8 protein-coding genes are annotated in these 11,852 nt (G+C 71.2%); 3 read left to right on the top strand and 5 right to left on the bottom strand.

Annotated elements, in window-relative coordinates:
• The first annotated feature begins 90 nt into the window (after positions 1-90).
• On the top strand, positions 91-858 hold the full coding sequence (locus tag SALPAC6_RS0114835; RefSeq protein ID WP_018254182.1) for a DUF4245 domain-containing protein: 768 nt from the start codon (positions 91-93) through the stop codon (positions 856-858).
• A gap of 37 nt (positions 859-895) precedes the next feature.
• Here SALPAC6_RS0114835 and SALPAC6_RS0114830 read toward each other — a convergent pair whose 3' ends face one another.
• Positions 896-1,108 carry an exodeoxyribonuclease VII small subunit gene (locus SALPAC6_RS0114830; RefSeq protein WP_018254181.1) on the bottom strand — a complete coding sequence of 71 codons (213 nt, stop codon included), beginning with the start codon at positions 1,106-1,108 and terminating at the stop codon, positions 896-898.
• Between the two features lie 112 nt (positions 1,109-1,220).
• Positions 1,221-2,474, bottom strand: coding sequence for an exodeoxyribonuclease VII large subunit (gene xseA, locus SALPAC6_RS0114825; RefSeq protein WP_080636062.1), 1,254 nt, complete (start codon positions 2,472-2,474; stop codon positions 1,221-1,223).
• 74 nt (positions 2,475-2,548) lie between these two features.
• On the opposite strand from xseA, the gene SALPAC6_RS0114820 reads away from it, so the two are divergent.
• The gene (locus SALPAC6_RS0114820; protein WP_018254179.1) at positions 2,549-3,532 is read left to right on the top strand and encodes a 4-hydroxy-3-methylbut-2-enyl diphosphate reductase; all 984 of its coding nucleotides are present in this window, start codon (positions 2,549-2,551) and stop codon (positions 3,530-3,532) included.
• A gap of 95 nt (positions 3,533-3,627) precedes the next feature.
• Entirely contained in the window at positions 3,628-4,086 is a 459-nt protein-coding gene (locus SALPAC6_RS0114815) for a hypothetical protein (RefSeq protein ID WP_018254178.1), read from the top strand.
• A 71-nt stretch (positions 4,087-4,157) separates the two neighbouring features.
• Here SALPAC6_RS0114815 and SALPAC6_RS0114810 read toward each other — a convergent pair whose 3' ends face one another.
• The 3 genes from SALPAC6_RS0114810 to ppc form a co-directional block, all read right to left on the bottom strand.
• Positions 4,158-7,403: a S8 family serine peptidase gene (locus tag SALPAC6_RS0114810; protein WP_018254177.1), complete on the bottom strand. Its 3,246-nt coding sequence runs from the start codon at positions 7,401-7,403 to the stop codon at positions 4,158-4,160.
• 130 nt (positions 7,404-7,533) lie between these two features.
• On the bottom strand, positions 7,534-8,742 hold the full coding sequence (gene rmuC, locus SALPAC6_RS0114805; RefSeq protein ID WP_018254176.1) for a DNA recombination protein RmuC: 1,209 nt from the start codon (positions 8,740-8,742) through the stop codon (positions 7,534-7,536).
• 93 nt (positions 8,743-8,835) lie between these two features.
• Entirely contained in the window at positions 8,836-11,622 is a 2,787-nt protein-coding gene (gene ppc / locus SALPAC6_RS0114800) for a phosphoenolpyruvate carboxylase (RefSeq protein ID WP_018254175.1), read from the bottom strand.
• Between the last annotated feature and the right edge of the window lie 230 nt (positions 11,623-11,852).

Below are 11,852 nucleotides of genomic sequence, written 5' to 3'. Positions count from 1 at the left end.
CGCTGATCCTCACATGATCGGCCACACTGCGTGGTGGTGGGGCGGTGATGGCTTGGTCACGTCTGATCGGGTGGCTGCGAAGATAGCGGGGTGGAACCCGCACAGCCCGCCGACCGCGTCCCTGCCGACCAGACCGCGCCGGAGCTCTCGCCGGTCGAGCCGGCGCCCCCCGGCCCGGCCGCGCCCGCGACCGCTGAGGAGCCGGCGTTGGTCGAGCCCGCCACCGACCCGGCGACAGCCAGCGGCCCGACCGAGACCAACGGCGCCGGGGAGACCAGCGGCGCGGGGGAGACCAGTGCTGCGCGGGAGGCCGGCGAGTCGCCGGCACCGCCCGCTGCGGCCGACACCACCCGTTCGGAGCGTTCGCCGAAGGACATGGCCATCTCGCTCCTCGTGCTGCTGATCCCGATCGCCCTGCTGCTCGCCTTCTACCGGGGCTTCCTCGGGGGAGACCAGGCAACCGTCGTGGACCCGGCACCCGCGGTGGACTCGGCGCAGGCGGCGGCGGCCTTTCCGGTCAGTCAGCCACAGGGGCTGGAGGCGGGGTGGCGTACCGTCCGGGCCGACTTCCGGACCGTCGAGGACGGGTCGACTCTGCGCCTGGGCTACCTGACCCCGGAGGGGCGGGGGGCTCAGATCGTGCAGAGCAGCGTGCCGCCGGAGCGGTTGCTCCCCACCGAGCTGACCGATCAGGGGCAGCCCCAGGGCCGGACCGACCTTGCGGGACGCACCTGGCAGCGGTACACGGCCCGCGGCAACGAGCAGGCGTTCGTGCTCCTCGAGCCGGACCGGACAGTAATCGTGGTCGGTGATGCCCGAGACACCGAGCTGCGGGAGTTGGCCGGGGCGCTGGGCTGAACTCGGCCCGGGACCAACCGGTTGTGGGCGGGCCGTGTCAGTCGCTGGGTTCCTGCCGGGCGGCATCCAGGCGGGCCCGGGCACCGTCCAGCCATGCCTGGCAGACCCCGGTTAGCTGTTCACCGCGCTCCCAGAGGGCCAGCGACTCCTCCAGCGTGGTGCCGCCGGCCTCCAGCCGTTCGACCACCGACGCCAACTCGGCGCGGGCCTGCTCGTAGCTGAGCCGCTCGTCCTTCGTCTCCTCGGTCATCGCTCACATCCCACCACATCTACCCCTCCGGGCTACCCCCGCCGTGTCCGGTGCGCCACCGGTGTCTGTCCGACACCGGTGCCCGGGTCCGGCCTTACCGGCGGAGGAACCGCTACCGCCGCTGGGCCTCCGGGTGGTTCTCTCCCGCGTCGATGGTCGCCGCCAACTCCCCGTCGGCCAGCCGGACCCGCACCGGGTCCCCGACGGCGACCTCGGAGACCGCGCGGACGACGGTGCCGTCGGCGCGCCGTACGATCGCGTACCCCCGGTCGAGGGTGGCGGCCGGGGAAAGGGCCCGGAGTCGGGCCCGGGTGTGCCGAAGGTCGTCCTCGGCGGCGGTCAACCGGTGGGCGAGACAGCGGTCGGCCCGGTGGCGCAGCCCGGAGATGTCGGTAGCCCGTTGTTCGATCATCACCTCTGGTCGGGCCAGCACCGGCCGGGATCGCAGCAGTTCCAACCGGTGTGCCTCGCGGTCAACCAGGTTGCGCGCCGCGCGTTCGAGTCGGGACCGGGCCTGCCCGATCAGGCGTATCTCCTCGGTGAGGTCCGGGACGACTCGCTTGGCCGCGTCGGTCGGGGTGGAGGCGCGGATATCCGCGACATAGTCGAGCAGCGGCGCGTCGGTCTCGTGGCCGATGGCGCTGACCACCGGCGTGCGGCAGGCGAACACCGCCCGGCACAGCGCCTCATCGGAGAAGGGCAGTAGGTCCTCGATGCTGCCGCCGCCCCGGGCGATCACGATCACCTCGATGGTGGGGTCGGCGTCCAGCACCCGCAGCGCGTCCACGATCTGCGGCACGGCCGACGGCCCCTGCACGGCCACGTTGACCGTCCGGAACGCCACCGCCGGCCAGCGCCGGCTGGCGTTGGTACGCACGTCCCGCTCGGCAGCGCTGGCCCGGCCGGTGATCAGCCCGATCCGGTGCGGGAGGAAGGGCGGGCGTCGCTTCCGTCGGGGGTCGAAGAGCCCCTCGGCGGCCAGCAGCTTTTTCAGCTTCTCCAGCCGGGCCAGCAACTCGCCCAGCCCCACCTGGCGGATCTCGTCGGCGCGCAGGCTCAACGTGCCCCGGGCGGCATAGAAGTCGGGCTTGGCGTGCAGCACGACCCGAGCGCCCTCGCGTAGCTGTGGTGCGCCGGAGTCGAGCACGTCGCGGTGGGTGGTCACGGTCAGGCTGAGGTCGGCCGACGGGTCCCGGAGGGTGAGAAACACCGTGCTCGCGCCGGGCCGGCGACTGATCTGCGCGACCTGCCCGTCCACCCACACCCAGCCCAGCCGGGCGATCCAGGCACTGATCTTCTGGCTGACCACCCGGACCGGCCATGGCTCCTCGGGCGTGCTGCGGGTAACCCTGCCATCCGAACTCACCCGCCCACCCTATGGACCGTCCCTGCGGGTCGCAGCCCGCTGGCGGGTGGTGGGTCGGCACGTACGATGGGCGGGTGAGTGAGGCTGAAGCGACCCGGACCGGTAAGCGTGTGATCCTGGCGAAGCCGCGTGGTTACTGCGCGGGCGTCGACCGGGCGGTGCAGACCGTCGAAGAGGCGCTCAAGCTCTATGGCGCGCCGATCTACGTCCGCAAGCAGATCGTGCACAACCGGCACGTGGTGCGGACCCTGGAGGCCAAGGGCGCGATCTTCGTGGAGGAGAACGAGGAGGTGCCGGAGGGCGCGACCGTCGTCTTCTCCGCGCACGGCGTCGCCCCCGAGGTCCACGAGCAGGCGCGCAGCCGCTCGCTGAAGGCAATTGATGCGACCTGCCCACTGGTCACCAAGGTGCACCAGGAGGCGAAACGGTTCGCCGCCGAGGACTACGACATCCTGCTGATCGGGCACGAGGGGCATGAGGAGGTCATCGGCACCGCCGGCGAGGCACCCGAGCACATCCAGCTCGTCGATGGTCCCCAGGACGCCGAGCGGGTCACCGTCCGGGATCCGAACAAGGTGGTGTGGCTGTCCCAGACCACCCTGTCGGTGGACGAGACGCTGGAGACGGTGGCCCGGCTGAAGAAGCGGCTGCCGCTGCTCCAGTCGCCGCCGAGCGACGACATCTGCTATGCCACCAGCAACCGGCAGCACGTGGTCAAGCAGATCGCGGCGGACTGCGACGTCATGATCGTGGTCGGCTCCACGAACTCGTCGAACTCGGTGCGGCTGGTCGAGGTGGCCCTGGACGCGGGTGCGCGGGCCGGCCACCTCGTCGACTTCGCCCGGGAGATCGACGACGCGTGGCTCGAGGGTGCCCGGACGGTCGGCCTGACCTCGGGGGCCAGCGTCCCCGAGGAGCTGGTCCAGGAGGCGCTCGCGCACCTTGCGGCGCGGGGCTTCACCGAGGTCGAGGAGGTGGTGACCGCGGACGAGCGGCTGACCTTCTCGCTGCCGCAGGAGCTGAAGCGGGACATGCGGGCCGCGGCGGCCCGCGGTTGAGCGTGGGGGTCCCGCTTCGATCGGACGGGGTCCGGGCCGTGGGGCGGCAGTGGCGTGGCGGGAACGAACCGACGGGCCGGCGCGTCCGAAACTGTATGAGAACCCCTTGGCTCGCCACCCCGGCGTTGGCCGTCTGCCTGGCGCTCAGTGCCTGTGGCAGCGGCCAGGGCGCGGGTGTTGGCCCCCCGACCGAGCTGGGAGCGACGCCCGTGACGACCCCCACTGATCCGGAACCGACGGCCGCCGATCCCGAGTCCTCCACCCCGGCCGCCCCGGGGTCAACGTCGGCCCCCGTGCCGACGCGAACCCCCAAGGAGCCGGCGGGACCGAGTAAGCCGCCACCGGTCGGCGCCGCCACCCTGACCGGCACCGTGCAGGCCGGGGTGGAGTCCGGATGTCTGCTGCTGGATGGATACCTGCTGGTCGGTGGGCCCCGTGCGGTGTTGGTCCCCGGCGCGTCGGTGCTGGTGACCGGGAAGATCCAGTCGGACCTGGTGACCACCTGCCAGCAGGGCGTTCCCTTCCTGGTGGAGACGGCGTCCCGGCAAGGCTGACCCGTCCGCCGACACCGACGGAGCCCGCCCCCGGTCACCGGGGACGGGCTCCTGCTGGTGTCGCGTACGGGTCAGTTCACCGAGCCGATGGCGACGGCGCTGCGGCCGACGACCGCGCCCTCCGCCGTCACCACGGTCAGCTCACCCTGCAGCTCCCGGCCAGCGGCCGGGCCAGCCAGGGCGGTCACCGTGCCGCCGAAGGCGTCGGTGTCGCCGTGCCCCAGGGTGAGTGGGGTTGACGGTGCCGACAGGGTGCCGAGCTCCGGGGCGGAGAAGGAGTCTCGGTAGTCGTACGCCGTGCTGCCACCAAGGCCGTCCACCGAGTACCCCTCGACCACGATCCGGTAGGTGCCCGGAGCCGGCTTCGACAGCGTCACCGCCTCCTCCGAGTCCCCGTCAGCGGAAGAGCCGAGCAGTGCGGTGCCCCGGTAGACGTACAGGTCCAGGTCGGCCCCGGCGTTTGCCGGGTTGCCGATCCGGGCCGCGAACTCCGCCGCGTCGGCCGGCACTTCCACGAGGAACTCCTGCGCGGCGCCCTCGGCGATGGTCGGGCGGTCAGTGTGGACGCTGGCGAGCGGGCCACCCTGGCCGGTGACGGTGACCGGGCCGTAGGTGTTGGTCAGGCTCCACTCGACCGGGGTCGGCGTACCGGCGTCAACCGCCGGTAGTTCGACCACGGCCGGCTCGAACGCCACTCCCTGGATCCGCGCCGTCAGCCGGTACGGGTTGTTCAACGACGGCGAGGTGCGCCGCGACTCCACCTCGATCTCCCAGACCCCGGGGAGCGGGTTCTGGTAGTCCCGCTCCTGCGGGTTGCAGGTGTCGGGGTCGGAGTAGTTGGTGAAGCAGACCCGGCTGGAGGTGCTCTCCGTCGGTACGCCGTACGGGTTGAACGCGATGAACCGGGTCTGCGAGCCGGTGGCGATGCCGCCGAGGTTCAGCTGGAGGGCCTCGGTACCCGGCGGAACGGTCACGAAGTAGGACTCGACGCCGTTCCGGTCGACCGACCCCTCGGCCGAGAAGGAGAAATTCGGCTTGCGGGTGTCGTTGCTGGCCACGACCACGAGGGAGACCTCGAAGTCGATCGTGTTGGTCGCCGGGTCATCCACCGTCATGATCGCGCCGTGTGCGCCCGCATCCGGCCGAGCGACGACGGGGACGGTGACGGTCCGGTTCAGTGGCAACGCGACGGATTTCGGCGCCCGGAAGGTGCCGTCATTGCCGCGCAGCGCGATGTCGTGCTTGACGGTGCCGGTCGGCCCGCTGGTACGGGTGATCTTGACCCGGTAGGTCTTCTTCTGGTCGATCCGGTGACCCCCCTCGCCGGCGGCGCACCGGTTGTAGACGCCGGTACCGCGGTGCGGCGTCCCCAGCTGGTCGGAGAGGACGGTGCAGACCGGGGCCACCGAGGTGTACGAGCGGGTCTGCACGCCCTTGCGCAGCAGCTTCCACGCGCCCGACACGTCCACCATGCCGTAGCCCTGGCCGTACGTGGGCACATCCTTGATCGGCTTTGCCGAGCTGTACAGCGCGCGGCGCAGCATCTGCGGGGTGACCCCGCGGTCGGTCGCCCGGGCGGCCGAGAGTAACAGCGCGGCGGCACCGGCGGCCTGGGGAGAGGCCATCGAGGTGCCGTTGAACATGCCGTAGCCGGGCGGCAGCGCGTAGCCGGCCTCGGGGACCGGGCTGCCCGCCTGCCAGAGCGGGATGGTGGAGATCGCCGCGCCGGGTGCGGTGATGTTCGGCTTGCTGCCGCCGTCTTCGCGTGGGCCCCGGGACGAGAAGTTGAACAACGCGTTCTTGGTCCGCACCACCGAGCCGTAGTTGGCCAGCCAGGTGTCCTTGCTGACGCTGGCCGCGACGCTGATGACGTGCTGGGCGACCGACGGGTCGCCGATGGTGTTCAGGCCGGGGCCGGAGTTGCCGGCGGAGATGACGAGTTGGACGCCGTAGGTGGTGATGAGGTTGTTGTACAGCTCGGTGCGGGCGTTGTCGCCGTCGTTGAGCGCCGGCAGACCACCGATCGACATGTTGACCACGTCGACATTGCGGTTGATGACCAGGTCGGCCATGCCGCTGGTGAGCGCCGAGGCGGTGCAGCCGCCGCCCCAGGAGCAGGCGCGGGACGACACGAGCTGGGCGCCCGGCGCGGCCCCGTCGAAGACCTCGTTGCCGAACATGTCGTTGGCGGCGGTGATGCCGGCGACGTGGCTGCCGTGCGCATCCGAGACGATGCCGATGTTGACGTAGTCGACCAGGCCGGGGCCGCCGACCGGGGTGGTGTCGACGTCCTCCCGGAACTCGACCACGAAGGGCATCTGCTCGCGGACGGTGGTTGCCGGGTCGTCCGTGCCGAAGTGTCCGATGTCGAACTTCTCCTGGTACGGACGCATGACGGTCTCGTCGGTGAAGTCTCCGTCGAGGTCAACGTCGATCAGGATGTCGTTCGTGGTGGGATCGTAGAGCACGCCCCACTCGTCGGAGGTGTCGCCGTCCCGGTTGACGTCACCGAGCACGTCACTGCCCGTGGTGATCGCCTCCCGGAAGACGTTGAAGCGGTAGCTGCCCGCCGGCGCCGTCCAGGTCCCGCCGGCCGACTCGAACGATGGGCCGGTGACCTCGGTGATCATCGGGCGCCAGGTGGCATCCTCGAACGGGTGGGTCGCGGTGACCCAGTCGACGATCTTCCGTTCGCCCGTGGTGGTGTGCTGGAGCGCCGGGTGGTCCAGGTCCACGCCGGAGTCCATGATGCCGATGGTGATCCCCCGGCCGTCCCACTCGGGATTCCGGTCAACGAACGTGACGGCGCCGGTCTCGCCGGCCGGCAGGTAGGGGTTGTCCGCGCGGGTGTCGGCACCGGGACCGCTGGGCGTGCGGCCCTGCGGTGCGGCCTGCGGTCCGTTGGTCGCCGGCCGCGGGTCGGCGAGCTGAATCGTCTCGTCCAGGTCGACCGCGTTGACCCCGGGCAGGGTGGCGGCCTCGATTACCTTGTTGGTCGGGACGGTGGCCAGGACGTAGCCGATGGTGTCGTATCGGTCCGTGACGGCCGCACCGAGCTCGCTCAGGTCGCCAGCGACCTCTTTCGCCTCGTCCTGCTCGGTCGCGACGATCAGGGTTACGGTGTCGGCCTTCTTCGCTTCCGCCTCGGCCAGGAGTTTGGCGTCGTGCGAACCCAGCACCTCGACGGGGGTGGATGGCGTGTCAGGCGCGGCGCTCGCTGTGGCGGCGCCGCCCGCAACGGTCACGGCGCTGGCGGCCATGACCGAGGCGAAGAGCCCGGCGGAGGTGCGCCGGCTCAGCTTTCGGGGTTTGCTCACGTTCTCTCCTCCGGAGAACAGGGCCCTCAGTTCCAGGGCACGCGTGAGCGAAATCCTTCGGCTATCGATGCCGGTTGTCACTATCGATGGGAGCGTTGTGGCCATCTCGTGACTTCCCGGCTTGGTGTTGTCACACCGAATCGGCGCGTTCGCCGTCCACGTGCGGGCGTAACTGCATCCACTCTGGAATTGGCTCGGACAGCTCCGGGGCCTGCGGCTGGCGGGGGGCGAGCTCCACCTGCGCCGGCGGGGCCAGTTCCTCGTCGGAGACGCCCAGCTCGGCGAGCTTGCGGGCACTGACCAGCACCCGCGACTCCAGCGAACCGACCGCCCGGTTGTACGCCGATACCGCTCCACCGAGCGCGGACCCCAGCCGGCCCACGTGCTCGCCGAGCGTGGCGAGTCGGCCGTGTAGTTCCCGGGCGAGCGAGTGCACCGCCACCGCGTTGCTGGCCAGCGCCGCCTGCCGCCACGCGTAGGCGACCGTCCGCAGCAGAGCGACGAGGGTGGCCGGGGTTGCTAGCACCACGTTGCGGGTGAAGGCATGCTCCAGCAGGGTCGGATCGCGCTGCAGGGCGACGTCAAGGAACGGGTCGGCGGGCACGAAGAGCACCACGAACTCCGGTGCCGGGTCGAAGGCGGTCCAGTACGCCTTCGCGGCCAGCGCGTCCACGTGGGCCCGCAGATGTTTCGCGTGCGCGTCCAGGTGTGCGTTGCGTCCCCGTTCGTCGCGGGCCTCCATCGCGGTCAGGTACGCCTCGAAGGGCGCCTTCGCGTCCACCACCACCGACCGCCCCCCGTGCAGGCGAACCACCAGGTCGGGGCGGACTGTCTGCTGATCGGTCGTGGCTGTTACCTGCTCGGCGAAGTCGCAGTGTTCCAACATGCCGGCCGCCTCGACGATGCGGCGCAGTTGGTGCTCGCCCCACCGCCCCCGGACCTGCGGCGCCCGCAGCGCCGCGACGAGCTGTTTGGTCTCGGTGCGCAGCTCACCGGAGACCGTGCTCATGGCGCGCACCTGCTCGCGCAGCTCGGCGTAGGCGTCAACCCGGTCCCGCTCCAACTCGGCGACCCGCTGCTCGTAGCGGTGGAGGGTGTCGTGCAGGGGGGCCACCGCGCGGGCCACCGCCTCCTGGGACTGCGCGGTGGCCTCGTAGCCCAGCGTCCGCAGAGATTGCTCCAGCCGACCCTCGCCCGCCTGCGCGGCGGCCAGCGTGGCCTCCAGCCGGGCCAGCTCGGTGGCGGACCGGGCCCGGGCGGCGTACCACCCCACCGCGCCTCCCGCCGCGAGGCAGACGAGCATCACGGCCAGCGTCGGAAACTCCATGTCGCCGAGCATCCCAAACAAGTACGACCGACCGGCGTCGGGTGGATCGAAGGTGGTGGCGGCCTGCCTCCGCCGTGGGCGGGCACAGTGGCCCGTCCACGGCGCTCAGCCGGTGTTGCGCATGCCAGCGGCGATGCCGTTGACCGTGGTGAGCAGGGCGCGTTCCAGGGCGGTGCCGTCGCTGGGCGCCCGACGGCTGCCCGGTGCCGTCACCACCGCCCGGCCCGGTGCGCCGGAGTCCCGGTACTGCCGCAACAACGCCACCTGGAGGTGGTGCAGCGGTTCCAGGTAGGTGTCCCGTACCGCCAGTGTGCGCTGGAGCACCGGCGCGTTCTGCAACAGCTCCGGGGAGACGGTCACGGCGAGTACCTCCCGCCGGGTCAGCTCGTACTCCTGCTCGATCTTGTGGAATATCGGGTGCAGCTTCTTCGGTACCAGCGTCTCCACGTATCGCCGAGCGATGGTCAGGTCGGTCTTGGTCAGCATCATCTCCACGTTTGACAGGAACGTCCGGAAGAAGTGCCAACTGCGGTGCATCTCGGCGAGCACGTCCCCGTGGCCAGCGGCGCGGGCCGCCGCCAGCCCGGAGCCGACGCCGAACCAGCCGGGGACGATCTGTCGGGTCTGGGTCCAACCGAAGACCCACGGGATGGCCCGCAGGCCGGCGAGCCCGGCACCCGTGTTCGGCCGCTTCGCCGGTCGGGAGCCGATGTTCAACGCGCCGAGCAGCTCGGTCGGGGTGGACGCCCAGAAGTACGCCGGCAGGTCCGGATCCTCGACCAGGTCCCGGTACGAGCGGTAGGCCGCCGCGCTCACCACGTCCATCGTCGCGTCCCAGCGTTCCAGCATCTCGGCCGGCTGCCGGGGCGCGGTGTGCAGCAGCGTCGACTGGAGCACCGCGGCGACCGTCAGCTCCAGATTCTCCCGGGCCAGCGCCGGCAGGCTGTACTTGTCGGAGATCACTTCACCCTGCTCGGTCACCTTGATCTCGCCGTCGAGGGTCCCGTATGGCTGGGCCAGGATCGCGTCGTGGGTCGGCCCACCACCTCGGCCGACAGTGCCACCCCGGCCGTGGAAGAGCCGCAGCTGCACACCATGCCGAGCGGCCACGTCCCGCAGGGCGCGTTGCGCCCGGTGGATGGACCACTGGCTGGTGGTGATTCCCGCCTCCTTGTTGGAGTCGGAGTAGCCGAGCATCACTTCCTGGACGTCGCCGCGGGCGCTGACCAGGGCCCGGTAGGCGGGCAGCGAGAGTAGCTCGTCCAGCAGGTCACCACCGGCGTTCAACTCGGCGGGAGTCTCCAACAGCGGTACGAAGCCGATCCGGGCCCGGCTGCTGTGCACGTCCACCAGCCCCGCCTCGCGGGCCAGCACGACGGCGGCGAGGACATCGTCCACGCCGAGGGTCATCGAGATGATGTACGACTCGATCACCTCGGTTCCGAACCGGTCCTGGGCCTCCCGGATGGTGCTGAAGACATCGAAGGTCCGGCGGGCCGACTCGGTCAGCGGAGTGTCGAGCGTAGACAGGGGTCGGCGCCCGGCCAGCTCGTCGGCGAGGAGCTTGGTACGTTCCAGCCGGCTCAGCGCCGGGTAGTCGGACACCTCGCCCACCGCACCGAAGAGCTGGGTCAACACCTCGTGGTGCTTCTCGGCGTGCTCGCGGACGTCCATGGTGGCGAGGTGCAGGCCGAAGGCGGAGACTGTACGAATGGTCGAGGCGAGCCGGCCCACGGCGGTGAGCTGACCGGAGTTGCGGGCCAGCGAGGCGCGCAGCAACTCCAGGTCGGCGATCAGCTCACCCGATCCGCGGTAGTCCCGTCCCGGCGTGTGCGCCGTGCCCTGGCGTAGCCGCTGCCGGGTGTTGGCGAGTTTCGACTTCACACACCGGGCCTTGAGCCGGTACGGCTCCTCGGCGTTCACCCGACGGAACCGGGGCGCCACCTCGGGCAGCGCATCCAGGTCGGTGGCGAGGCTCGCAGAGAGGTCAAGCGAGACGCCGCGCAGCCGCCGGGAGACGGAGACCTCGTTGATCAGTTGGTCCATGGCCTTCTCGGTGGCGGCGAGGCCGTGCTCGTGCGCGATGCCGAGGACCTCCCGGGTCACCGTGGGCGTGACGAACGGGTTCCCGTCCCGGTCGCCTCCGATCCAGGTGCCGAAGGTGAGGGGCCGGGCGGTGGGTGAGGTCTCCACCCCGAGGGTGCGGAGCGTGTCGGCGAGGTCGTCGAGCACCTGTGGCGCCGCCTCGGCGTAGAGGTCGCGTAGGTAGTAGATGGCGTTGCGCGCCTCGTCGGTCGGGTCCGGCCGGTCGAGCCGCAGCTCGTCGGTTTGCCACATCAGGTCGAGTAGTTCGGCGAGGCGGCGGTTGGCCGGGCCCTCGTCACTGGCGCCGTAGAGGACCGCGTTGGTGGTCTCGGTGTCCAGCTCGTCGGCGATCGCGCGCAGCTTGCTCAGGATCGAGCGGCGGGCGGCCTCGGTGGGATGGGCGGTGAAGACGGGACGGATGGCCAGCCGCCGCGCCGCCGCCGCGATCTCCTCGGCGGGAACGCCGCGCTCGGCGATCATCTTGGCGGTCTGGTCCAGCCAGCCGCCCTGAACGGCCCGACGGCGCCGCATATCCCGGGCGCGGTGGACCTGTTCGGTGATGTTGGCCAGGTGGAAGTACGTGGAGAAGGCGCGGGCCAGCCGGGTGCCGGTGGCGACATCCAACCCGGCGAGCCGCTGCGCGGCGGCCGGGGCGTCGGTGCGAACCTGGGCGCGGATCTCCTCGACGAGGTCGAGCAGGGGCCGCCCCTCCTGTCGGGCGAGGGTCTGGCCGAGCAGGGTGCCGAGGCGGCGGATGTCGGCGCGGAGTGCGGCGTCGGGGCCGTCGTGGTCGTGCTGGTCGGTCACGATGCGCTCCTTACGCGAGTACGAAGGACAGCGCTGTCCGACTCCCAGGATGGTAACCGCGGGAACCGGGCGGAACCCACGGGGTGTCCTTGTTCACTCTTGGCGAGTCGCTTCGGCCCGCCGGGATCCGCATCACGTGGCCGTCGACCCGCTCCCGGAGCGATAGGGTCAACGGGTCAACCCCTCGTCCAGCCGGACGAGGGGCGCTCGTCGTGCCGTCGCCGTGGAAG

Origin of the sequence: Salinispora mooreana (assembly GCF_000379065.1) — a bacterium.
In the GTDB taxonomy this organism is placed as follows: Bacteria; Actinomycetota; Actinomycetes; order Mycobacteriales; family Micromonosporaceae; genus Micromonospora; species Micromonospora mooreana.
Note: the sequence above shows the minus strand (reverse complement) of the source record. Positions and strands in the feature narration are given on the sequence as shown.

What these genes read in the sequence shown, in the direction of transcription:
- SALPAC6_RS0114830 (WP_018254181.1), bottom strand. Translation starts at nt 1,108, where the DNA reads ATGACCGAGGAGACGAAGGACGAGCGGCTCAGCTACGAGCAGGCCCGC.
- SALPAC6_RS0114815 (WP_018254178.1), top strand. Translation starts at nt 3,628, where the DNA reads ATGAGAACCCCTTGGCTCGCCACCCCGGCGTTGGCCGTCTGCCTGGCG.
- rmuC (WP_018254176.1), bottom strand. Translation starts at nt 8,742, where the DNA reads ATGCTCGGCGACATGGAGTTTCCGACGCTGGCCGTGATGCTCGTCTGC.